Source organism: Cloacibacterium normanense (assembly GCF_003860565.1).
Lineage (GTDB): Bacteria > Bacteroidota > Bacteroidia > Flavobacteriales > Weeksellaceae > Cloacibacterium > Cloacibacterium normanense.
The window spans coordinates 264866-288346 of the sequence record NZ_CP034157.1; the positions used below are offsets into that span (position 1 = coordinate 264866).

The following is a 23481-nucleotide window of genomic DNA, read 5'->3' on the forward strand; positions in this document are numbered from 1 at the left end:
AAATGAAATGGGAATAAATTTTATTGTGGAAAGATTTATTTTTTCTTCAAAGCTTCTCCTTCGAAAACAATTCCTTCCCAGCCAAATTTCATGAAATTTCTAATATTTTGATGGTCTGTTCCTTCTGAATTTTTCAAAACATCTTCTCTGTAAAACTCGCTAAATAATAAAAGCGTCTCTTTTGGAGAAAGTTGGTTCATTTTAGCAAAACTGAAAACCTTGCAAGAGCCATTATTTTGATTGGCTTCGTTTACCGTATTTCCATTGGTGAATTTGGTGGGTGTGAATTCGTAATGTTCATCTATATAAGCAATTACGTTGCTGAAAACCAATTCTTCTGGTGTGTTTTTTAATTGTTCTATTATCATTTTATTTTTCTTTAATCAAGTTTTAATTCGCTGAAACTCCATGAGTTTCCGTTGTAAATATTAAGGTCTACTTTTACATTAATTCCTTTTACGATGCCTTTTTCCGTGAATTGCCACATTTTCCATGAATCTTCTTCCGAAGGAACTAAAACATCATTGTAATTGGCTAACCAAAGTGGATAATCGTCAAACTCGCCTCGCAAATAATCTTTGTAATAATGGTAATAAGTATAAATAATGGGTTTTTCACCGTATTTTTCTTCTATAATTTTACACCAAACCTTCAGGTCTTCTATCAGTTTTTCCTTAGATTTTCTTCTGGGAATTCTTTCGATGTCTAAAACAGGTCGTAAATCTCCGCTTTCTAGATTTACACTTTCTAAGAAATTATTGGCTTGTAAAATAGGGTCTTCGTCTGCACGATAAAAATGATAAGCACCTCTTGTAAGATTATTTTCTTTGGCTAATTCCCAAAAATCATCAAAATGTTTATCCTTTTTTCGGTTTCCCATAGTCGCTCTCATAATCACAAATTCTAACGGGATAGAACCATTTGCAATGGTAAGGCTGTCCCATTTTATGTCTCGTTTGTGCTGATAATGAGAAATATCGAAACCGAAAATTTTGTCATTATATTCAGTGACTATTTTATTGATTCTAGCGGTTTCTTCTTCTGAATTTTTTAAGTTTTTATGTGCAAATTTCTCAAAATACATGGCGTAATAAAATGCCACTTTGTCTCTGAGGTAAAGCCCAGTTCCGAGCAAGGTCAATCCTAAAATGCCCAACAAAATATATCGGCGAAAAAGATAATTTTTTCGTCTGGTTTTATGGATTTTTTTTCTTTTGGTAGATTTTGGATTGGTTTTTGACATAAGTTTTGCAAAAGTAAAATTTTTAGAAAATAAATTCAGTAATTTTGCCAGAATCTTATGGAAATTAGAGATAAAATAATCGTCATCGGTGGTGGTTTTGCAGGATTGCAATTCGCTAAAAAACTTAATGGCAATCGTACCAAGAAATTGGTGATGATTGACAAAGCGAATCATCATATGTTTCAACCGTTATTTTATCAAGTAGCTTGCGGAAGAATTGAGCCTTCTAATATTTCGTTTCCTTTTAGAAAGATTTTTCAGCGTTCTAAAAATATTCAATTTAGAATGACGGAAGTGAAACAGATTATTCCTTCGGAAAATAAAATTATTACAGAAGACCATGTTTTTCACTATGATAAATTGGTGATTGCAACTGGCTGTAAAACGAATTTCTTTGGAAATCAAAAAATGGAAAATTTGGCTTTTGGGATGAAAAATACTCAGGAAGCGATTTCTATAAGAAACCATGTTTTGCTCACTTTCGAAAAGCTCATCATTGAAAAAAGCAGAAGTGATGATGGCAATTGGAACATCGTAATCGTAGGTTCTGGACCAACTGGTGTGGAATTGGCGGGAGCTTTTGCGGAAATGAAAAGAGAAATCTTGCCGAGAGATTATCCTAGAATGAATTTTGATGATTTAGAAATTATTTTGGTGAGTTCTACCGAAAAACCTTTGGCGGTAATGAGCGAAGAATCTCAAGAAAAATCAGAAAAATATTTGAAAGATTTGGGCGTGAGATTTATCTCAAACGATAGGGTGACAGATTATGATGGCGATAGAGTTTATCTAAGTTCTGGGAATATCATTCCGAGTAATAATGTGATTTGGGCAGCAGGTGTTACTGGAAATATTATTGAAGGATTAACCGAAAATTCCATTAAAAACAACAGGTACATTGTAGACCGATATAATAAAATAGTAGGATTTGATGATATTTATGCGATAGGAGATATTGCGTATATGGAAACCCCGAAATATCCAAATGGTCATCCTCAAGTGGCGAATGTAGCGATTAATCAAGGAAAAAATTTGGCTAAAAATTTCTTGAAAAAATCAGAGAATGAGTGGCAACCTTACGAATATGATGACAAAGGAAGCATGGCAACCATCGGGAAACATAGAGCGGTAGTAGATTTACCGAAATTTAAATTTCAAGGGATTTTTGCGTGGTATTTTTGGATGTTTCTTCATTTAATGTTGATTTTAAGTGTGAGAAATAAACTTGCCATTTTCTTCAATTGGATGTGGAGTTACATTAATAGAGATTCTTCGCTTCGCTTAATCATCATCCCGAATAAAAAAAATAAAACCGAACAATGAGAATAGATATTATAAGTGCAGTTCCTGATTTATTAGAAAGTCCTTTCAAAACTTCCATTCTGAAAAGAGCAATGGAAAAAGGTTTGGCAGAAGTTCATTTTCATAATGTTCGTGATTTTGCATTTAACAAACATCGTCAAATAGATGATACTGTTTATGGTGGTGGCGCTGGAATGGTGATGATGTGTGAACCATTAGATTTATGTATTTCTCAATTAAAAGCTGAGAGAGAGTATGATGATGTTATTTACTTAACTCCTGATGGAGAAACTTTTAACCAAAAAATAGCGAATTCTTACTCGCTGAAGAAAAATTTAATTCTGCTTTGTGGTCATTATAAAGGAATAGACCAAAGAATTAGAGATTTACACATTACCAGAGAAATTTCGATTGGTGATTTTGTGCTAACTGGTGGCGAACTGGCCGCTTGTGTAGTTGCTGATGCGATTATTCGTCTTTTGCCAGGAGTCTTAAATGATGAACAATCTGCTTTGACGGATAGTTTTCAAGATGATTTGCTTTCTCCGCCTATTTATACAAAACCAGAAGTTTACAAAGGGATGAGAGTTCCAGAAATACTTTTAAGCGGTAATTTTGGGAAAATTGAAGAATGGAGACATCAGAAAGCAATAGAAATTACCCAGCAGAAAAGACCAGATTTATTAAAAGATTTCTAATCATAATAAATTATTTTTACTAAATTTACAATCCAAAAAATTGAGGCAAGGCTATGGAGAATTTTTTGAAAAAAGAACTTGTCATGTTCTATAATGTAGAAAACTTGTTTTCTCCAGACCCAAAACCAAAACATTTTTTAGATCCTACCATTTCTGGATTAAGGAATTGGGACGAAAGAAAGTATCAGAATAAACTTCGAAAAATTGCTAATGTTTTTAGGCTTATCGAAGAAAAAGAAGAGGTGCTTCCGATGATTGTAGGTTTATGTGAAGTGAATAATGAAGAGGTTTTACAAGATTTGATTCAACAAGAACCCCTTCAAAATTATGATTTTGTTCATTATAATTCTTTAGATGAAAGAGGCGTAGATACAGCGCTTCTGTATGATAAGAGAAAAATAGAATTAGTAGATTCTGAAGCTATTTCTTTTATTTTCGAGGGAGTGAATGAAGAGCAAGATGAGTATTATGATACCACCAGAGATGTTCTTTTTTGTAAATTGAAATACAATGATGAATTGCTCAATGTTTTTGTGGCGCATCTTCCTTCAAAAAGAGAAAAAGATGTAAACAAACCCAAAAGAGATTACATTCTTCATTCAATTAAAGAAAGAGTTCTCACGTTATTAGAAAAAGAAGAACCCGTAATAATTTGTGGAGATTTTAACGATGACCCGATTGAAGAAAATCTAAATAATTTATTATATGACAATGGAGTTGATAAAATCTTAGTGAATCCATACATAGAATTATACAATAATAAAATCTATTCTACGTTTCACTACAACCAAGGACTGTTGTTCGATCAGATTCTATTTTCTAATCATTTCTTTTTGCCTATTTCCTCATTAGCATTTAAAAGTGCTGTAGTCTTTAATTCAGAAAAATTAAGTAATTGGGACAAAAAGTTTAAAGGAAGGCCTTTTAGAACTTTTGCAGGGACCAGATATCTTGGTGGGTATAGTGATCATTATCCCGTTTATACAATTTTAGAAACAAAAGACAATTAAATTAAAAATGAAAAGCGTTACAGAAGTAGGTTACAAGCTAGATGCAATAGATAAAAAAATAATCTATATGCTCATGGACAATGCCAAAACATCTTTGGCTCAAATTTCTAAAAACATTGGTATTTCTACCACTGCTGTACATCAGAGAATAAAAAAACTAGAAACCGCAGGCGTAATAGAAAATTCTGTATCTTTTCTCAATCCAAGAAAAATAGGTTACAAAGTAGTTTCTTACATCGGCGTTTACATGGATCAACCAAGTCATTTCCAAGAACTGATTAAATCTCTGAACGAAATTAATGAAATCGTAGAAGCTCATTATACTACAGGAAACTGGACGGTTTTCCTTAAAGTACTTTGTATTGATAATGATCATCTCATGCAAATTTTAAGCAAAATACAAAAGCTAAAAGGCGTTACAAGAACAGAAACTTTCATATCTTTGGAGCAAAGTATTAACAGACAATTAAAAGTGTAACGTTATGAAAATCAACACTTATTTAGATTCTACTTATCTAAAAACTCCAGCTCAATCTGGTCTTACCGAAGAACAAACGCTAGAAACGGTAATTAATCTTGCCAAAGAAGCCATCGAAAATGACATTTTTGCAGTAATGATAAGACCTGATTATGTTAAAAAAATGAAGCAATTCCTTACAGAACAAAATTCTAATGTAATCATCGGTACTGTAATCGGTTTCCACGAAGGAACTTATTCTAAAGAACATAAATTAGCTGAAGCTCAAAAAGCAATCGAAGACGGAGTAGATGAATTAGATTTCGTAATCAATTATGAAGCGTACAAAAATGGTGAAGTAGATGCTGTGAAATCAGAATTTGTAGATTGTACAAAACTTTGTTTAGATAACGGTAAAATTGCAAAATGGATTATTGAAATCGCAGCGCTTACCGATGAGCAAATTGCAGATATTACCAAAAAAATCTCAACTTGGGCGGAAGAAAACTTCAAAGCTGAAGATTTACACAGAATATTTGTGAAATCATCTACTGGTTTCTACCAAACAGAAGGCGGAAAACCAAATGGCGCAACTGTAGAAGGAATTAAAATCATGCTAGAAAATGCAGGCTCACTTCCTGTAAAAGCTGCAGGTGGTGTAAGAACGCCAGAAGAAGCAGAATATATGATTAACCTAGGCGTAAAAAGAATAGGAACATCTTCTGCAAAAGCTTTAATTAAAAACGAAGAAGTTTCTGGAGGTTACTAATCTTTAAGAAATTTCCAAAAATAAAAAACCATCGAACTTCGATGGTTTTTCTTTTTTATGATTTAAAAAATTATTGCTGTTTTACCACTTGCGTTACCTTTTGGGTATTGTCTGACAAAGTGTATTTCATTAAATATTTGCCAGGTTTCAGTTTGTCTAATCTAATTTCGGCGGTGTTCATGTTCACTATTGTTTCTGAAACTTGAGTCCCGATAATAGAGTAGAAGGTAACAGATTTTACCTTTAGCATTGGGTTTTTAGCCTTTACAATGATAAAGTCTCTTGTAGGATTAGGATAAGCGACTAAAACTCCGTCATCAGATTTTTGAGAATCAGAAAGCGGTTCTCTTAATGTTTGTTGAGCTTTTGCTTCGCCCGAAAACATTAATAAACCTACCGAAAATAATATAAAATATAAAGTTCTTTTCATTTTACTTAATTCATTCTTATCTCAAAGAATATACAAATTTATTTAAACGAATTGATATACACAATAGTTATAAATAACTAAATTTGCAGAGTATAAAACAAACTTTGTTCCAAAAATGATAATTTTTTCAAGAAATAGAAGATTACGTACTAACGAAAGCATCAGAAGTCTTGTGAGAGAAACAGTACTCACTACCAATGATTTTGTAATGCCAATGTTCGTAATGGAAGGCGAAAACGCACAGGAAGCTATTCCATCAATGCCGGGAATTTTCCGCAGAACAGTAGACTTAACGGTGAAAGAATGTAAAGAACTTTTTTCACTGGGAGTGAAAGCGGTGAATATCTACATGAAAGTTCCAGAAAATTTAAAAGACAATCTCGGAACCGAAGCTTGGAATCCGCATGGTTTGATGCAAAGAACCATCAGAGAAATTAAAAATGCCATTCCAGAAATGATTGTAATGCCAGATGTTGCATTAGACCCTTATTCAATCTATGGTCACGACGGAATTATCACCAACGGACAAGTAGACAATGATGCGACTAATGATGCTTTGGCAAGAATGTCTGTTTCTCACGCAGAAGCAGGTGCAGATGTTGTAGCGCCAAGTGATATGATGGATGGTAGAGTTGCTGCAATTCGTCAAGCTTTAGAAGAAACAGGTCATACCAACGTAGGAATTTTGAGCTATGCAGCAAAATACGCAAGTTCATTCTACGGACCTTTCAGAAGTGCATTAGATTCTGCTCCGAAAGATTTTCAGGAAATTCCAAAAGATAAAAAGACTTACCAAATGGATTTTCATAATTCTAGAGAGGCCTTAAATGAAGTTTACAAAGACATCGAAGAAGGTGCAGACATTATTATGATAAAACCGGGACTTCCGTATTTGGATATTGTAGCAAAAGTTCGTCAGGAAATAGATTTACCCATCGCCGTTTATAATGTAAGCGGAGAATACGCAATGCTGAAAGCGGCTGCTCAAAACGGTTGGTTAGATAATGACAAAGCTATAATAGAAAGCCTTACTTGTATTAAAAGAGCTGGTGCAGATATGATTTTCACCTATGCTGCCAAAGAAGCTGCCATTTTATTAAATAATTAGGCGCCAAATTCCAGCTTTCGCTACTCGCTTTTTTTCTGCGGCGGCTTCGCCGCCGCAGAAAAAAGAGCTCAAACATGCCGCTCAATCTGGGGCGCAAGTTCAGGATTTTTAGAACCTATTTTTCTAAAAATAACTTACAGTAAAAAAATATAACCAACCCTTTCTGCGTTTTTTGTATGTGCATAAAACGCAGAAAGGGTTTTGCAATAAAAACATCCAACATCTAACATCCAACATTTTTCATATCTTTGTCTCTATGATTTTACGTGGCGAAAATTTAATTAAAGAATACGGACCTAAAAAAGTAGTAAAAGGAGTTTCCGTAGAAGTAAAAAAAGGAGAAATTGTAGGTTTACTCGGACCAAATGGTGCGGGAAAAACCACTACTTTCTATATGATTGTAGGCTTGGTAAAACCTACTTCTGGCAAAATTACGCTTGACGGAAAAGATATTACCAATGATGCCATGTATAAACGTGCGCAAAAAGGAATTGGTTATTTGGCTCAGGAAGCTTCTGTTTTTAGAAAGCTGTCAGTAGAAGATAATATTTTGGGAGTTTTACAACTCACCAATAAATCTAAAGAAGAACAAATCCGCAGAACCAACGAACTGATTGAAGAATTTTCACTAGAGCACGTTCGTAAAAACCGTGGAGATTTACTTTCTGGTGGTGAAAGACGTAGAACCGAAATCGCGCGTTGTCTCGCTACAGACCCAGATTTTATTCTTTTGGATGAACCTTTTGCAGGAGTAGACCCAATTGCTGTGGAGGATATTCAGAAAATTATCAGAAGTTTGGTGAAAAAAGATATCGGCGTTCTGATAACCGACCACAACGTACAACAAACTTTGGCGATTACCAATAAAACTTACATTATGTTCGAAGGAAACATCTTAAAAGAAGGTGTTCCAGAAGATTTAGCCAATGATCCACAAGTAAGACAAGCTTATTTGGGTGAGAATTTTAGATTTGAAAAATTCTAAACATCCATCATCTAACTTCCAACATCCATCAATTTTATGAAAATTTACACCAAAACTGGCGATAAAGGCGAAACCTCATTGTACGGAGGAACCAGAGTTTCTAAAGCAGCTGCAAGAGTAGAATCTTACGGAACTTTAGACGAACTCAATGCGTTTATTGGTTTGGCAAAAGCCGAAATTTCTGATGAAAAAGTTTTAAGTCAATTACAAAAAATTCAATTTGATTTATTTACGGTAGGTTCAGAAGCGGCAACTCCTACAGATAAACTGATTTTAGCCAATGGTAAAAATCGTCTAGATTTAATGATTTCCGAAAAGGAAATATCAGAATTAGAAATTTGGATGGATGATTTAGATGCATCTTTAGAACCTTTACAATTCTTTATTTTACCAAGCGGTGGAAAAGCTGCTGCATCTATTCACGTTTGTAGAACGGTTTGCAGAAGAGCAGAACGCGCTATGGTTCATCTCAATGAAACCGAAGAAGTAAGACCAGAACTCATCAAATATCTCAATAGATTGTCTGATTATCTGTTTATTTTGGCAAGATATATCTCTAAAATTTCTGGAGAAAAAGAAGATTACTGGAATCCTTCAGAAAGATAATCCCGCAGATTACGCAGATTTTTATTTTGCTTTTTATGATCTGCTTAATTTGCCAAATCAGCGAGAAAATATGAATGCACTCCTTTTCATCAACGGAACTCCACCTAATGAACTTCCTCATTTGGAAGGTTATGATATGATTGCTTGTAGTGATGGGGCTTTTCATTATTTAAAGGATAAAAATTTCCCTCTGGATAAACTTGATTTTATTTCAGGAGATTTTGATTCTCATGAAGGCAGTGACGAAAATATTTACCACGAAAAATTCATTCATACTCCGGATCAAGATTTTACCGATTTTCAAAAAGCTTTAGATATTCTCAAAAATCATGGTGTACAAAAAGTAGACGTTTACGGAGGAAGCGGTGGTGAACAAGACCATTTTTTAGGAAATCTTCACGTAGCTTTTCTCTTTAAAAATGAAATGGAAATCACTTTTTTTGACGAGTTTTCCAGATACTTTTTCATCCCAAAAAATTTTAAAATTCACGAAGTAGAAGGAAAGATGATTTCGCTTTTACCATTTCCTTTTGTAGAAAAAATTTCGACTAAAGGGCTTAACTGGGAGCTCTTTAACGAAGAATTGAGCTTAACCAAAAGAGTAGGAACTCGAAATTTTGCCCGAGAAAACACTGTAGAAATCACGTATGAAAACGGTGATGTATTGATTTTTATCGGAAACTAAATTTGTGATTTTTTAACAAAAAAAATTCAATCTTTTTTCGCATTTTTGTAATCTTAAATTTTTGCAATAAATGAAGATAAAATATGCTGAACTTATTGACCAAACACTTTATTTTCCGCAAGAGGAATTTAAGTATGAGGATCAACAGTTGTACTTTCATGATATTCCTTTGATGGACTTGGTAGAAAAATTCGGAACTCCTTTGAAGTTCAGTTATTTACCTAAGATTTCGCAAAACATTCAGCGTGCAAAAACGTGGTTTAAAGATGCCATCAAAAAGAATGAATATAAAAATTCTTACAGATACTGTTACTGTACCAAATCTTCGCACTTTTCTTTCGTATTAGAAGAAGCGCTAAAGAATGATATTTCTATCGAAACGTCTTCTGCTTTTGACATGAATATTGTTAAAAATCTATTCGAAACAGGGAAAATTGACAAGACGATAGAAGTGGTTTGTAATGGTTTCAAAACCGATGATTATTTGGCTAAAATTTCAGATTTAATCAATAATGGTTTTGAAAATGTGATTCCTGTTTTAGATAATTACAGAGAATTAGATAAACTGACCGAAAGTATAGATACTACCTTTGACATTGGGATTAGAATTGCTTCGGAAGAAGAGCCGAAATTTGAATTTTATACCAGCAGATTAGGAATTGGGTACAAAGATATTATCCCTTATTACAGCCAAAAAATTGCAGAACACCCGAATGCAAGGTTGAAAATGCTTCATTTTTTCATCAATACCGGAATTAAAGATACTGCGTATTATTGGAACGAACTTTTCAAATGTTTAAGGGTTTATGCGAGATTGAAAAAAATTGCTCCAGAAGTAGATTCTCTTAATATTGGTGGTGGTTTCCCAATTAAAAATTCTCTTCAATTTGATTATGATTATGAATACATGGTCAATGAAATCGTATATCAAATCAAAAAATTCTGCGAAGAAGAAGGTGTAGAAGAACCAAACATTTATACTGAATTTGGTAGTTTTACCGTAGGTGAAAGTGCTGGAAATTTATACAAAATCATTTCTCAAAAACGCCAAAACGATAGAGAAAAATGGAATATGATAGACTCTTCTTTCATGACTACACTTCCAGATTCTTGGGCGATTTCTAAAAGATTTATCATGCTTCCGTTAAACAGATGGGAAGATTCTTATGAAAGAGTTTTCTTGGGCGGTTTAACGTGTGATTCTGATGATTATTACAACTCTGAACAACATGCAAATGCTATTTATTTGCCTGTTTTCAGCGATACAAAACCTTTGTACATTGGTTTCTTTAATACTGGAGCATATCAAGAAAGCATTTCAGGTTTCGGTGGTGTTCATCACTGTTTGTTGCCTCAACCAAAACATATTTTAATTTCAAAAGCCAAAAACGGAAAACTGCAATACGAAGTATTTTCGGAAGAACAAAAACCTGAAGATGTATTGCATCTTTTAGGGTATAAATAATTGGTAAACAGAGTTTTGATGTTGTTAAATCAATGGATTCTCCTTACGTGAAACCTACTGCGTTTTTAGCAGCTAAGTTGTACTATAAAATGTTAGCTTACTATCATTTAAACCAAAAATAAAAAAATTGATTTATTCAAAATAAATTTAAAAAGCATCAGAATTCTGGTGCTTTTTTGTTGGAATCTCATTTGAATTTTTAAAAATTTAATAAAACTTTATAAAAATTGTGTAAAAATGGGATGGTTTTAATTACTAACTTTGGAAAACAACAATTAAATCATTATTACTATGAAAAAAACTATCAAAATTGCTGCTTTAGCGCTTTTATTTTCTGTGGCAGCATTTTCTTGCAAAAAAAATGTTTCTGATGCAGAACTTACCACACAATCTACTACTGTAGTTGCTGCTTATCCTGGAACTTCTGTGGAAGTGAAAGAAGGAGTGGCACATTTAAGTGGTACATTTGCTTCTCAGGAAGAAAAAGATGCAGCTATTGCAGCTCTTAAAAATGTAAAAGGAGTAAAAGATGTAATGGATATGGCTACCGTAGAAGCAGCAGCTTCTGTAGTAGAAACTGTATCTGCAGTTGCTCCAGAAGTTCAACAAAAAGTAACAGATGCGGTTAAAGATTTTCCTGCTGTAAAAGTAGATGTAGTAAACGGTGAGCTTACCTTAACAGGAGAAGTTACGGCAGAGCAAGCCAGAAAAATAAAAATGTCTGTAGATGCTCTAAAAGTGGGTAAAGTAAACTATAATTATAACGTTAAAAAATAATTACCATGTCATTACAAGAAAAATATTCAAGTGTAGTTTCAGCAGCTCAGTCTGCAGGAATTTCTGATTTAAAGGTTCAAGAACAAGACGGAATTCTTTACATTTCAGGAACTACTTCTTCTAACGTTGCAAAAGATGCTGTTTGGAATGCTTTAGGAGCTATAGATGCCACTTATTCTGCTTCAGATATCAATATAGATGTACAAGTAGCTGGTTTAGCTGTAGGTACTTCACTTACTGTAGATACAGAAAGTTCTAACCTAAACATTAGACAGGAGCCTTCTACAGAAGGCGTAATTTTAGGAAAAGCGGCAAAAGGTGAGGTGGTAACTTTAGTAGAACAATCTTCAGACGAGTGGTGGAAAATTAAAACCAAAGACGGAGAAGAAGGTTATGCTTATTCTAGATATTTAAGAGCTTAATTCAAGTCTCGAATATAAATTTATAATCCCGAATTTTGGACTGCCCCCAAAAAGTTAGACACTTTTTAGGGGTATTTTTTATGGGAAAAAGTAAATATTCAGTAGACTTTAAATTAAAAGCTATAAAGAGATATCACAAAGGGGACATTGGAACAGACGATTTAGGAAAACGCATTGGAGTTTGTGGTTCCTTGGTTCGTAAATGGATAAAATTTTATGAACTTTATGGAGTTTCAGGACTTGTTCGGCTTTCCAATACGCATTACACAAAAGATTTTAAATTAAAGATTTTATCAGTAATTGAGAAAGAGAATTTAAGTTTAAAAGAAGCGTCGAGAAGGTTTAATATTCCTGCGGAGTCCAGTATTCTTAGTTGGCAGCGTAATTACAAAAAAAATGGTATTTTAGGTTTAGAAAACAGACCCAGAGGAAGACCTAAAACCATGAGTAATTACAAGCGAAAAAAAAAGAAAACAGGCAAACCCTTAACAAGGGAGGAAAAACTGTTGGAGAGGATTTATTATTTAGAAGCCGAGAACGCCATTTTAAAAAAGTTAGACGCCTTAATTCAGGAAAGGAAAAATCCAAAGCCATCGAAGAGTTAAGGCAGGACTTTGATTTAGCAGTACTGCTGCATTGTACATCGATGGCAAGAAGCAGTTTTTATTACTATCAAAAACGCTTTCAAATGAAAGATAAATATGCGGAAATAAAAGAAATGATTAATCAGATTTATCATCGTCACAAAGGAAGGTTGGGCTATAGAAGAATTACTTTGCTTTTGAAAGAAAAAGGAATTTTGATTAATCACAAAACTGTTTTACGACTTATGAAAACATTAGGATTAAAGAGTATTATCCGAGTGAAGAAATATAAATCTTACAAGGGAGAGCAAGGGAAAATTGCGCCCAATGTTCTACAGAGGAATTTCAAATCGGACACTCCTAATCAGAAATGGGCAACCGATGTTACAGAGTTTAATGTATCGGGTAATAAACTTTACCTATCTCCAATCATCGATTTATTTAATGGTGAAATTGTCAGTTTTGACTTATCTGAAAGACCTGTGTTTAGCCAAATCATCAGAATGCTAAAGAAATCATTCAGAAAAGTAAAATCTACACAAAACATCATTCTACATTCTGATCAAGGTTGGCAATATCAAATGAAACATTACCAAAACTTGTTAAAAGAAAAAGGTATTATTCAAAGTATGTCCCGAAAAGGAAACTGTTTGGACAATGCGGTGATAGAAAACTTTTTTGGAACGATAAAATCAGAAATGTTTTATACCAGAAAGTTTGGTTCCATTCAGGAACTTAAGATCGAAATAGTGAAGTACATTCACTATTACAACAATGATAGAATAAGACTCAATCTCAAAGGAAAGAGTCCGGTACAGTACCGAACTCTTTCCTTTGAGAATATTGTTTAATTTTGTCTAAACTTTTGGGTGCAGTCTATTTTTTCGGGATTTTTTATTTTGGGCCCTCCCGAAAATTTTCCCAAAGCTTTTGCCATTCAAGAAATTTCGGAACCGCGCTATTCGTTACAATCTTTTTCGGTGGCGGCAGCTTTGCTGCCGCCACCGAAAAAGGATTTCCACTGCTATCGCTTGTCCAGAAATACAGCTTCAAAACAATTACCAATATTTCATTAAAAAAACTATATTTGTATTCTATAGAAAATCAATATATGAAAGGACAAAACAAACTTTTCTTTGCAATTATCATTGCTTTAGTTTTAGGGGTAATTATTGGTGGAGTAGTACACACTCAGTTTCCAGAAAATACAGAATCTTTTTCTAAAAATATAAAACTTCTCGGCACCATTTTCATTAGATTAGTACAGATGATTATCGCACCATTGGTTTTCACCACATTGGTTGTGGGAATCGCAAAAATGGGAGATACTGCAATGATTGGCAGAGTTGGTGGTAAAGCGATGCTTTGGTTTATTACCGCTTCTTTGGTTTCGCTCATGTTAGGTTTGGTTTTGGTAAATTGGTTAGAACCTGGTCATGTTACGAAATTACCTATTCAAGATGCTAATTCTGCTAAAGAAATCTTGGATAATTCTAAAGGATTTTCTCTGGAAGATTTTGTGAAACACGTAGTGCCAAAAAGCGTTTTCGAAGCTTTTGCTACCAATGAAGTTTTACAAATTGTATTATTTTCTATTATGTTTGGTACTGCCCTTTCTCATTTGGGTGATGAATATTCTAAACCTGTAATCAAATTTTTAGATGTTTGCGCACATGCTATTCTGAAAATGGTAGGTTATATCATGTGGTTCGCACCACTTGGTGTTTTAGGTGCTATTGCAGCAGTTGTGGCAACCAATGGTTTTGAAATTTTCAAAGTTTATGCGATTTATCTTCGAGATTTCTTCTTTGCACTTGGAATCTTATGGTTGATTTTATGTATTGTAGGTTATCTCATTTTAGGAAATAGATTGTTCGAATTATTAAGAAGAATCAAAGAACCTTTGCTTATTGCATTTTCTACAACCAGTTCAGAAGCGGTTTTCCCGAAATTGGTAACAGAATTAGAGCGTTTCGGGTGTAACAATAGAATTGTATCATTTATTTTACCATTAGGATATTCTTTCAATTTAGATGGAAGCATGATGTACATGACTTTTGCCTCTATTTTCATTGCTCAGATTTATGGAATCGACATGACAGTTGGTCAACAAATCACTATGCTTTTGGTGTTAATGTTGACTTCAAAAGGAATTGCAGGAGTTCCAAGAGCGAGTTTGGTGATTATTGTAGCGACTTGTTCTATGTTCGGAATTCCACCAGAAGGAATTGCACTCATTTTACCGATTGACCATTTCTGCGATATGGGAAGAAGCATGACCAATGTTTTAGGAAATGCACTTGCAACTTCTGCCGTTTCTAAATGGGAAGGGCAGCTCGATAATCACGGTGGTGAGTTATAAAAATTTAAAAAATATAAAATTAAAAACTTCGGAACTATCTGAAGTTTTTTTTATTGTAAATCAATTCTATCAATTACCATTATTGTTATTTTTATTCATTCCAAATTAATTATTTTTATGTAAATTTGTATCTCAAAAAATCTCAAAAAATTATGTTGACGAAAACCAGAGTTCAGGAGTTTCTGAAAGAAATAGAAGTAGATGATTTAGTACAAAACTTCCAAGTAATGGGTGATGATGTGTACATTGATATGATTGCACATTCTCCAGCAATGCACGAAAAAAAGAAGCTAGAAGCGGCCATGAAGCAGGCTTTTGCTACGGAATTTGGTGACCAAGTAGTGCTGAAACTTAAAATTACTTCGCCTGAACCTTCACAAGTTCAACAAAACCAAATCAAAGGAAAAGAAATCCCAGGAATTCAAAATATCATCGCCATTGCTTCTGGTAAAGGTGGTGTAGGAAAATCTACGGTTACTGCAAACTTAGCCGTGACTTTACAAAAAATGGGATTCTCTGTAGGTGTTCTAGATGCTGATATTTACGGACCATCTGTTCCTACCATGTTTGACACCGAAGCAGAAAAACCAATTTCTGTAGAAGTAGATGGTAAAAATATGATGAAACCTATCGAAAATTACGGCGTGAAAATGCTTTCCATTGGTTATTTCTCTGGAGCGAATCAAGCAGTAGTGTGGAGAGGACCTATGGCAAGTAAAGCTTTGAATCAAATGCTTCGTGATGCAGCTTGGGGAAATCTAGATTTCTTATTGATTGACCTTCCTCCAGGAACAGGAGATATTCACCTTTCGATTATTCAAGAAGTTCCTGTAACGGGTGCTGTAATTGTTTCTACACCGCAACATGTAGCTTTAGCAGACGTGAAAAAAGGAATCGCTATGTTTACGATGGAAAGCATTAATATTCCAGTTTTAGGGTTGATAGAAAATATGGCGTATTTTACACCAGAAGAATTGCCAGAAAATAAATATTACATCTTCGGAAAACAAGGCGCTCAGTTTATGGCGGAAGATTTAGGAATTCCAGTTTTAGGTGAAATTCCTTTAATTCAAAGCATCAGAGAAGCTGGGGATGTTGGTAGACCAGTAGCATTGCAAGAAGGTTCTAAAATTGCAGAAATCTATAAAGAAACTGCACAAAAAATGATAGAAAGTTTAGTGGAAAGAAATAAAAATCTTCCACCAACTGAAGCGGTGAAAATTACAACAATGGCAGGTTGCTCCACCAAAAAATAAGTAATTAGTAATAAGCAATAAGTAATTTTAAAATTTAGAAAATTTAAACTATGAGCTGAATGCAGATTGCTGAAAGCTTAAAGCAATTAAAATATGAATAAAGATAAACTCACTCACGAAGAAATAGTAACCAAAGTAATGGAAGCTTTGGAAAGTATTCGTCCGTTTCTAAATAATGATGGTGGTGATATAGAATTGGTAGATGTTATTGACAATAGAGTAATGGTAAAACTGCAAGGAAACTGTTCTGGTTGTCCTATGAGTTTTTCTACCATGAAACTAGGTGTAGAAAATACCATCAAACAATTTGTACCAAGCATCAAAGAAGTGGTGAGTGTAGACTAAATTTTTTCTGAAAAACATTATATATAGGAGCGGACTTTAGTCCGCTTTTTTTATTGTAAAATCCTTTTGACTTTAGTCAAAACTTACTATTTTAGTAAAAAACTTATAATGAAAAATCCTAGTAATCTAGCTATTTTAGAAAAAGCAGAAGAAATTTTTGAATTAGTAAGAACCATCACAGATTTGATTCCAGAAGATAATGAACATTTGCAGTCATATAAAGGTCAAATTTTAGGAGATGCCATGATGATTTGTGTGAAAATTTCTTCAGCAGAAGCTGTAAAGTTGTATGACCTTAAAATGGAAAACGCTACAATTATTAGAAAAGCAGCAAGAGACTTAATGGTTGCTTATCATGGTCTGGAAATGTTTGGTTTTGAAGAAGCGAAATATTATTTGATGGTAAGAGAAAAAATAGAAGAATTTAGATTACTATTTGTAGATTGGGTTGCAAATTTCAATCCAAAACATTTCATTACAGATCATTGGGGATTATTTAATCCTCCAGGAATTTCCCATGATTATGAACAACGAGATGACGAACTTAATTTTCTAGATGAAGAAGATGCAGATTAAGTGTTTATATCATTTGTTTTTTATCTCTCAAATTCCTTACTTTTTCACTTTATCATAAATACTGTGAATTAATCCATCTGCAACAGAAATTTTAGGAACGAAAATTTGTGAAATTTCTGCCCAATTCAGTACTTTGTTGAAAATCTCTAGCGCTGGAACAATTACATCTGCTCTGTCTTCTCTTAAGTTGTGTTTCAGCATTCTTTCTTCTACCGAAAGTTCTTTTAAATCTTTATAAAATGTTTTGAGCATATTCGCAGACATTGGTTTTCCATCTTTGGTTTTGCTCATGCTAAAAATTTTATTGATATTTCCGCCAGAACCAATCGCAACCATAGGTTTTTTGCTCACAATTTTGGTTTTGATTTGGGTTTTCATTTCTTCCCAATTTTCTTTGGTGACTAGATTATTGAGCAATCTAATCGTACCAATATTGAAAGAATGTTCGTATTTCATTTTGCCATTTTCGTAGTATGTCAATTCTGTAGAACCACCACCTACGTCTATGTATAAATATCCAAAATTTTTGTCAAGTCCTTCTGCTACGTGATTTTCGTAGATAAGCGTAGCTTCTTCGTCTCCAGAAATAATTTCAATCTGTATTCCTGATTCCTTTTTGACCAAATCTATAATTTCTTTACCATTTTTAGCATCTCGCATTGCACTGGTAGCACAAGCTCGGTAATGTTCTACGCCATAAATTTCCATCAATTGAGAGAAAACTTTCATAGATTTAATGACCATTTCCTTTCTTTCTTTGCCAATTTCACCAGTGGTAAAAACGTCTATTCCCAATCTGAAAGGAATTCTCAGAAGATTCAGTTTTACGAATTCTGGCTTTCCTTTTTTAGGTTCTTTTACTTCATTGATGAGCAATCTTGCTGCATTACTCCCGATGTCTATTGCTGCAATTTTCATGTTTTATATTTCTTTTGGCTTGTGGAAGAATAAGAAATTTTTCTCTGCGTTTTTAAACTCTTTCCAACTTTCGGCAGAAATTTTAAAAGCTACCACAGAACAAGTTGGCATGTGTTCTATATTTTCATTGGTTAGAGAATTAGCAAAATAAGTAATCCCGTTATTATGAGAAAAAATGGCAACATGATCTAAAGAATCGTTAAGATGTTCTATCACTTCTAGAAATTCTGTAGGCGAAGCATTGTATAATTCTTCTATTTTTTGAATGTTTTTATTCTCGAACACTTCGGCAAAATATCTGCAAGTAGTCAATGCTCTTTTTGCAGGACTGGTCACAAATGCATCTATGGTTACAGAAATTTCTTTGAGGAATTTCGCCATTTTAGGGGCATCTTTGTGTCCGCGCTCATTCAGTGGTCGGTCAAAATCATCTATGTTCGTTGGCCAATCACTTTTGGCATGTCTTACTAAAAGAAGTGTTTTCATAGGTAGAAAAGTTTCTGAGTTTAAAATTAGCAAAAATTTGAATTTCTACAAGCTGAAAAATTTTAGTAAATTTGCAAACTATGAGTCAAGTAGTTGCTATTGATTACGGAAAAGTGCGTTGCGGAATTGCAGCTACAGATGATATGCAGTTGATTGCTAGTGCATTAACTACTGTAGAAACCAAAAATATTTTTTCTTTTTTAGAAAAATATTTTTCAGAAAATAAAGTTGAAACGCTGGTAATAGGTTTACCTACTGATTTGAAGGGGAATTTATCAGAAATTGAGACGGATATTTTAAAATTTATAGAAAAAGTGAAAAAACTTTTTCCCGAAGTAGAAATTCATCGGTTTGATGAACGTTTTACCTCAAAAATGGCTTCGTTTTTTATCTCTCAAAGTGGGAAAAATAAAAAACAGAGACAAGAAAAAGCGCTCATCGATAAAGTGAGTGCTACCATAATTTTACAGAATTTTTTAGAACAAAAACAAAGATGATTTTACCAATCAGAGCATACGGAGACACAGTTTTAAGAAAAAAAGCCCATGATATTTCGCCAGATTATCCTGAGCTTAAAGAACTTATAGACAATATGTTCGAAACCATGAACGCAGCACATGGAATAGGTCTTGCTGCGCCTCAAATTGGCTTAGACATTCGTCTTTTCATCGTAGATGTAACCCCATTAGCTGATGATGAAGACTATGAAGATATTGCAGATGAATTGAAAGATTTCAAAAAAGTGTTCATTAATGCTAGAATTCTAGAAGAAAGCGGTAATGAATGGAAATTTAATGAAGGTTGTCTTTCGATTCCTGATGTAAGAGAAGATGTAAGCAGAAAAGAAACGATTTTGATAGAATATTTTGACGAAAATTTCGTTAAACATACCGAAACTTTTTCAGACATTAGAGCCAGAGTAATTCAGCATGAGTATGACCATATTGAAGGCGTACTTTTTACGGATAAACTCAGTCCTCTAAAGAAAAAAATCATCAAAGGAAAATTAACTAAAATTACTTCAGGAGATATTCATGTAGGATATAAAATGAGATTTCCGAAATAAGCAATCTGCTGTCAGCAATTAGCAATCAGCAATTTTTAGAAAAAATTTAAACAATAATAAAAGTGGCAGAAAGCTAAAAGCTGATTGCCAAAAGCAAAAAAATAATACATTATGCAGTTAGAAAAAATAATTTCGATTTCTGGGAAACCAGGTTTGTTTACCCTAGTAACGCAATTAAGATCAGGTTTTATCGTAGAAGATATTTCTACAGGAAAAAAAGCAAGCATTTCTAATACTTCTCAAGTAAGTTTATTAGACAATATTGCGATTTATACTTTTGACCAAGAAGTTCCACTTTTTGAAGTAATGAAAAACATTGCTGAAAAATTTGACTATAAAGAAGCCATTAACCACAAATCTTCTGATAATGAACTAAAAGCATTCATGTCTTCAGTTTTACCAAACTATGACGTAGATAGAGTTTACGGTTCAGATATCAAGAAATTGGTACAATGGTATAATTTATTACAAAAAGCAGGATATATTAAGCCAGAAGCTTTTGTAAAAGCAGAAGAATCAGCAGTAGAAGACGCTGAAATAGTAGAAGAAAAATCTGTAGAAAAGAAAGCAGCAGCTAAAAAAGCGGCTCCAAAAGCAGAAAAACCAGCTGCGCCAAAAGCGAAGGCATCTTCATCTGCTAAAACTACCGTAAAATCTACGCAAAGAAAACAAGGATAACAATTTATATTTTCCCGCAGATTTCAAAGATTAAGACATTTAATTGGTGTTTTTCTAAGAAATCTGCGGGATTTTTTATGTTCAATCTTTACCTTTGCCTTAACCTTAAACTTATGTTATGAATTCCAAAGAACAAAAACTAGAAGCTTTCTCTAAATTACTCGATATCATGGACGATTTGCGAGAAAAATGTCCTTGGGATAAAAAGCAAGATTTGCAATCTTTGAGACATTTGACGCTAGAAGAAGTCTACGAACTTTCTGATGCTTTGCTCGAAGAAAATCTTACAGAAATTAAGAAAGAATTGGGCGATGTTTTGTTGCATTTGGTTTTTTATGCTAAAATTGGTTCCGAAAAGAAGAGTTTTGATATTGCAGATGTGATTAATTCACTTAACGAGAAACTCATTTTCCGTCATCCTCACATTTATGGAAATGTAGAAGTGAAAGACGAAGAAGAAGTGAAGCAAAATTGGGAAAAACTGAAGCTGAAAGAAGGAAACAAGTCTATTTTAGCAGGAGTTCCGAAAAGTTTGCCACCGATTATCAAAGCATACAGAATTCAGGAAAAAGTAAAAGGAATCGGTTTTGAATTTGCTTCTGCCGAAGATGCTTGGAAGAAAGTAGATGAAGAACTTGCCGAATTTCACGCCGAAACCAATCCCGAAAAAAAGGAACAAGAATTGGGAGATGTTTTCTTTTCGCTGATTAATTATGCTAGAATTTCTGGTCTTAATGCAGACTCTGCTCTGGAACGCACCAATCTTAAATTCATCAAACGTTTCCAAACGCTAGAAAAATTGGCTTTAGAAAAGAATCTTAACCTTGCAGAAATGTCTTTAGATGAAATGGATATTCTTTGGGAAGAAGCCAAGAAAACGGTTTAATTATTTCGCATAAGATTCTACGCTGGTAATCAAATACCAAATGAGAATTAAGGTGAAAACAATTAATATAATGGTTGAAAGCCCGATTAAAAAAGAATTGTTTTTAAACGAATCTTCATTAATCTGTTTTTCGGTTTTTTTATAACGGAAGTATCCAAAAATGGAAATTATAAGTCCAAAAACAACCAATAAAATCCCAATTTCTGCCGAATAACCTTTGCTATGAATGATGTTTTGGTTTCCAAATATCAGTGAAAATTGTTTCAAAAAAAGAGAGAATTTTACCACTACAAAACCGAACGCCATCACTCCAATTCCCGTTCTTAACCATGCTAAAAAAGTTCTTTCATTAGCAAGATGGTCATTAAGGTTTTTAGGTTTATCGGGTTGCATAACCAATTTTTCTTGACAAGTTAGCTATTATTTTTTGATTCAAAATAAATTGGCAGAAGATTTCTTCTGCCAATTTTATATTTTTCTTATTTTAAAACCTCCACTTCAATTACTGAGTTGTTGAAGATTTTTTGAAAAGCTTTAGTATAATCAGATTTTTCTGCTTTGTAAGGATTTTCTAAAAATTTCTGAGGATTTACAGCAAATAGAGGATAAGCCGTACTCTGCACTTGAATTTGGATTTTGTGACCTTTTTTGAAAGTGTGCAATACATCTTGAAGGTTAAAAATTACTTCTGTTTCTTGATTAGGAACCAATGCTTCTGGTTTTTCAAAAGAATTTCTAAATCTCGCAGGCATAATTTCGCTTCTTACCATTTGGTGATAATTTCCGTAGATAACGCCCGGTTTTTCTTTTATTCCTTTTTCGTCTGCAGGATAAATATCAATCAGTTTTACGAAGAAATCTGCATCTGTTCCTGTAGTCGCTATTTTTAATTTTACTTTAATTTCTCCAGCCAAAGTAAGGTCTTCTGCAAGGATTTCTGTGGTGAAAGAAGCTACATCTGGTCTATTTTCTGCAAATCTTTGGTCTTCACTCATGTAATTTCTAGGCGTAAAACCATTGAAGTCTTTCAAATTAGTACTGCTCGGAGCTGGTTTGTTTGGGTCAGAAAAATATTCTGTGAAAGAAGCAGAACTTGGAGATTCTGAGCTAAATTGTCCGTTTTCTCTTAAATAAAAAGCAGTTTTTTGTGCATTTTTCGGTGGCCATTCTGCAAATTGTTTCCATTCTTTTTTCCCAGTATCAAACATATAGGCTTCAGGAAGGTCAATTGCAGATTTAGTATTCTTTAAATGATGATTAAAGAACGGAGTTTCTATATTTTTTTGATAAAAAGTAGCAATGCTATCCCCGAAATATACTTCATTATGAAAATGTTTTCCCATTTCATAAGACCAACCACCATGAGAAAAAGGCCCCATTACAATAGAGTTTTTCGCTTTAGGATTATTTTTTTCGATGGTTTTGTAAATGTGAAGCGGACCTCTCAAATCTTCTGCATCAAACCAACCGCCAACTGTCATTACCGCGTGTTTTATGTTTTTGAGATGAGGTAAAAGGTCTCTTTTTTTCCAAAAATCATCATAATTAGGATGGTCTACAATTTCATTGATGAAAAAATTATCTCTTCCGTAATATTTGTCAATTCCTTCTTTTAAAGTTCCCATTTCATTGAAGAAAAGTGAACCATCTTCAGATTTTGTACCTAATTTTTTGCTTTGTTCTGTGTACCAAGCAGAATTCTCGGGTTTAGATTTTTGTACTCCAAAAACAGGGAAAGTTCTGAAATATCCCATCATGAAAGCACCATTGTGATGAAAATCGTCAAACCAAAAATCAGAAATTGGAGCTTGAGGAGAAGAAACTTTCAATGCGGGATGATTTGCTAAAGCGCCAACTGCAGCGTAAAAACCTGGATAAGAAGTTCCGTATTGACCTACATTTCCGTTATTATTTTCAATATTTTTGATGAGCCAATCAATCGTGTCATAAGTATCAGTACTTTCGTCTACATCTTTTTTGGTTTTATGGTCTACTTGAGGCGTCATGTTGGTAAAGGTACCTTCGCTCATATATCTTCCGCGAACGTCTTGATAGACGAAAATATATTTATCGTTTTGTAAAAATTTATTCGGACCAAGGCTTCTTTTATACTGATCTTCACCATAAGGCGCTACAGAATAGCAGGTTCTCTGCATTAAAAAAGGATATTTGTTTTTAGAAGAAATATCTTTTGGAATGTAGATGGAGGTGAATAATTTTACACCATCTCTCATGGTGATGTACACTTCTTTTTTGGTGTAATTGTCTTTTACAAAAGTGTTTTGAGCAGAAAGCCAAACAATACTAAAAATTGCTAAAAGCGCAAGTATTTTCTTCATAAGTCAAATAAATTTTAACAAAAATAAT

The 23481-nt window shown here is 33.6% G+C and carries 28 protein-coding genes and 1 pseudogene; 22 read left to right on the plus strand and 7 right to left on the minus strand.

Features of this window, described 5'->3' with window-relative positions; all coding sequences use genetic code 11:
• Positions 1-35 precede the first annotated feature (35 nt).
• The gene (locus tag EB819_RS01285) at positions 36-368 is read right to left on the minus strand and encodes a HopJ type III effector protein (RefSeq protein ID WP_069799484.1); all 333 of its coding nucleotides are present in this window, start codon (positions 366-368) and stop codon (positions 36-38) included.
• Positions 369-379: 11 nt separating this feature from the next.
• Entirely contained in the window at positions 380-1243 is an 864-nt protein-coding gene (locus EB819_RS01290) for a GH25 family lysozyme (protein WP_069799482.1), read from the minus strand.
• A 57-nt stretch (positions 1244-1300) separates the two neighbouring features.
• On the opposite strand from EB819_RS01290, the gene EB819_RS01295 reads away from it, so the two are divergent.
• The 5 genes from EB819_RS01295 to deoC are packed head-to-tail and all read left to right on the plus strand — an operon-like array spanning position 1301 to position 5479.
• Entirely contained in the window at positions 1301-2566 is a 1266-nt protein-coding gene (locus EB819_RS01295; RefSeq protein WP_069799480.1) for an NAD(P)/FAD-dependent oxidoreductase, read from the plus strand.
• Positions 2563-3243: a tRNA (guanosine(37)-N1)-methyltransferase TrmD gene (gene trmD / locus EB819_RS01300; RefSeq protein ID WP_069799478.1), complete on the plus strand. Its 681-nt coding sequence runs from the start codon at positions 2563-2565 to the stop codon at positions 3241-3243. The genes EB819_RS01295 and trmD overlap by 4 nt, the downstream gene beginning before the upstream one ends.
• A gap of 53 nt (positions 3244-3296) precedes the next feature.
• Complete coding sequence (locus tag EB819_RS01305) at positions 3297-4253, plus strand: endonuclease/exonuclease/phosphatase family protein (RefSeq protein ID WP_069799476.1); 957 nt, start codon at positions 3297-3299, stop codon at positions 4251-4253.
• Between the two features lie 7 nt (positions 4254-4260).
• A complete protein-coding gene (locus EB819_RS01310; RefSeq protein ID WP_069799474.1) occupies positions 4261-4731 on the plus strand; it encodes an Lrp/AsnC family transcriptional regulator in 471 nt (156 codons plus the stop codon).
• 4 nt (positions 4732-4735) lie between these two features.
• Positions 4736-5479: a deoxyribose-phosphate aldolase gene (gene deoC / locus EB819_RS01315; RefSeq protein ID WP_069799472.1), complete on the plus strand. Its 744-nt coding sequence runs from the start codon at positions 4736-4738 to the stop codon at positions 5477-5479.
• 70 nt (positions 5480-5549) lie between these two features.
• Here the strand turns inward: deoC and EB819_RS01320 are convergent, their stop codons facing one another.
• Positions 5550-5909: a T9SS type A sorting domain-containing protein gene (locus tag EB819_RS01320; protein WP_069799470.1), complete on the minus strand. Its 360-nt coding sequence runs from the start codon at positions 5907-5909 to the stop codon at positions 5550-5552.
• Between the two features lie 115 nt (positions 5910-6024).
• On the opposite strand from EB819_RS01320, the gene hemB reads away from it, so the two are divergent.
• The 13 genes and pseudogenes from hemB to EB819_RS01390 all read left to right on the plus strand — a co-directional run bounded on the left by hemB (position 6025) and on the right by EB819_RS01390 (position 17080).
• Complete coding sequence (gene hemB, locus EB819_RS01325; RefSeq protein WP_069799468.1) at positions 6025-7017, plus strand: porphobilinogen synthase; 993 nt, start codon at positions 6025-6027, stop codon at positions 7015-7017.
• Between the two features lie 256 nt (positions 7018-7273).
• A complete protein-coding gene (gene lptB, locus EB819_RS01330; protein WP_069799466.1) occupies positions 7274-8002 on the plus strand; it encodes an LPS export ABC transporter ATP-binding protein in 729 nt (242 codons plus the stop codon).
• Positions 8003-8038: 36 nt separating this feature from the next.
• Positions 8039-8608: a cob(I)yrinic acid a,c-diamide adenosyltransferase gene (locus EB819_RS01335; protein ID WP_069799464.1), complete on the plus strand. Its 570-nt coding sequence runs from the start codon at positions 8039-8041 to the stop codon at positions 8606-8608.
• Between the two features lie 70 nt (positions 8609-8678).
• Entirely contained in the window at positions 8679-9293 is a 615-nt protein-coding gene (locus EB819_RS01340) for a thiamine diphosphokinase (RefSeq protein WP_069799462.1), read from the plus strand.
• A 70-nt stretch (positions 9294-9363) separates the two neighbouring features.
• The gene (locus tag EB819_RS01345) at positions 9364-10758 is read left to right on the plus strand and encodes a type III PLP-dependent enzyme domain-containing protein (protein ID WP_069799460.1); all 1395 of its coding nucleotides are present in this window, start codon (positions 9364-9366) and stop codon (positions 10756-10758) included.
• A gap of 11 nt (positions 10759-10769) precedes the next feature.
• A pseudogene (locus EB819_RS12810) lies at positions 10770-10880 on the plus strand (agmatinase); the annotation flags it as partial.
• 169 nt (positions 10881-11049) lie between these two features.
• Positions 11050-11535, plus strand: coding sequence for a BON domain-containing protein (locus EB819_RS01355; protein ID WP_069799458.1), 486 nt, complete (start codon positions 11050-11052; stop codon positions 11533-11535).
• 5 nt (positions 11536-11540) lie between these two features.
• Positions 11541-11957 (plus strand): SH3 domain-containing protein, encoded by a 417-nt coding sequence (locus EB819_RS01360; RefSeq protein ID WP_069799456.1) that lies wholly within the window; start codon positions 11541-11543, stop codon positions 11955-11957.
• Positions 11958-12037: 80 nt separating this feature from the next.
• Positions 12038-13392, plus strand: a protein-coding gene (locus EB819_RS12990) for an IS3 family transposase (protein WP_394337960.1) whose coding sequence is annotated in 2 segments (ribosomal slippage) — positions 12038-12512 and positions 12512-13392 — 1356 coding nt in all. Because the reading frame shifts where the segments join, the coding sequence is not laid out codon by codon here.
• Positions 13393-13652: 260 nt separating this feature from the next.
• Positions 13653-14903 (plus strand): dicarboxylate/amino acid:cation symporter, encoded by a 1251-nt coding sequence (locus EB819_RS01375; protein WP_069797223.1) that lies wholly within the window; start codon positions 13653-13655, stop codon positions 14901-14903.
• 152 nt (positions 14904-15055) lie between these two features.
• Complete coding sequence (locus EB819_RS01380; protein ID WP_069797211.1) at positions 15056-16159, plus strand: Mrp/NBP35 family ATP-binding protein; 1104 nt, start codon at positions 15056-15058, stop codon at positions 16157-16159.
• A gap of 93 nt (positions 16160-16252) precedes the next feature.
• Positions 16253-16504: a NifU family protein gene (locus tag EB819_RS01385; RefSeq protein WP_069797210.1), complete on the plus strand. Its 252-nt coding sequence runs from the start codon at positions 16253-16255 to the stop codon at positions 16502-16504.
• A 108-nt stretch (positions 16505-16612) separates the two neighbouring features.
• The gene (locus EB819_RS01390) at positions 16613-17080 is read left to right on the plus strand and encodes a hypothetical protein (RefSeq protein WP_069797209.1); all 468 of its coding nucleotides are present in this window, start codon (positions 16613-16615) and stop codon (positions 17078-17080) included.
• A gap of 36 nt (positions 17081-17116) precedes the next feature.
• Here the strand turns inward: EB819_RS01390 and EB819_RS01395 are convergent, their stop codons facing one another.
• Together EB819_RS01395 and EB819_RS01400 are read right to left on the minus strand one after the other, a co-directional pair.
• On the minus strand, positions 17117-17998 hold the full coding sequence (locus tag EB819_RS01395; RefSeq protein ID WP_069797208.1) for a Ppx/GppA phosphatase family protein: 882 nt from the start codon (positions 17996-17998) through the stop codon (positions 17117-17119).
• A 3-nt stretch (positions 17999-18001) separates the two neighbouring features.
• A complete protein-coding gene (locus EB819_RS01400; protein WP_069797207.1) occupies positions 18002-18484 on the minus strand; it encodes a SixA phosphatase family protein in 483 nt (160 codons plus the stop codon).
• 80 nt (positions 18485-18564) lie between these two features.
• Here EB819_RS01400 and ruvX point away from each other — a divergent pair, with 80 nt between their 5' ends.
• The 4 genes from ruvX to mazG all read left to right on the plus strand — a co-directional run bounded on the left by ruvX (position 18565) and on the right by mazG (position 21114).
• Positions 18565-18981 carry a Holliday junction resolvase RuvX gene (gene ruvX, locus EB819_RS01405; RefSeq protein WP_069797206.1) on the plus strand — a complete coding sequence of 139 codons (417 nt, stop codon included), beginning with the start codon at positions 18565-18567 and terminating at the stop codon, positions 18979-18981.
• Positions 18978-19550, plus strand: coding sequence for a peptide deformylase (gene def / locus EB819_RS01410; RefSeq protein ID WP_069797205.1), 573 nt, complete (start codon positions 18978-18980; stop codon positions 19548-19550). The genes ruvX and def overlap by 4 nt, the downstream gene beginning before the upstream one ends.
• Before the next feature lie 111 nt (positions 19551-19661).
• Positions 19662-20228, plus strand: a complete 567-nt coding sequence (locus EB819_RS01415; RefSeq protein ID WP_069797204.1) for a DUF5606 family protein — start codon at positions 19662-19664, stop codon at positions 20226-20228.
• A 118-nt stretch (positions 20229-20346) separates the two neighbouring features.
• The gene (gene mazG, locus EB819_RS01420; RefSeq protein ID WP_069797203.1) at positions 20347-21114 is read left to right on the plus strand and encodes a nucleoside triphosphate pyrophosphohydrolase; all 768 of its coding nucleotides are present in this window, start codon (positions 20347-20349) and stop codon (positions 21112-21114) included.
• On the opposite strand, the gene EB819_RS01425 is transcribed toward mazG, so the two are convergent.
• Both EB819_RS01425 and EB819_RS01430 read right to left on the minus strand, forming a co-directional pair.
• Entirely contained in the window at positions 21115-21507 is a 393-nt protein-coding gene (locus EB819_RS01425) for a YidH family protein (RefSeq protein WP_069797222.1), read from the minus strand.
• 86 nt (positions 21508-21593) lie between these two features.
• On the minus strand, positions 21594-23453 hold the full coding sequence (locus tag EB819_RS01430; RefSeq protein ID WP_069797202.1) for a CocE/NonD family hydrolase: 1860 nt from the start codon (positions 23451-23453) through the stop codon (positions 21594-21596).
• Positions 23454-23481: the final 28 nt, after the last annotated feature.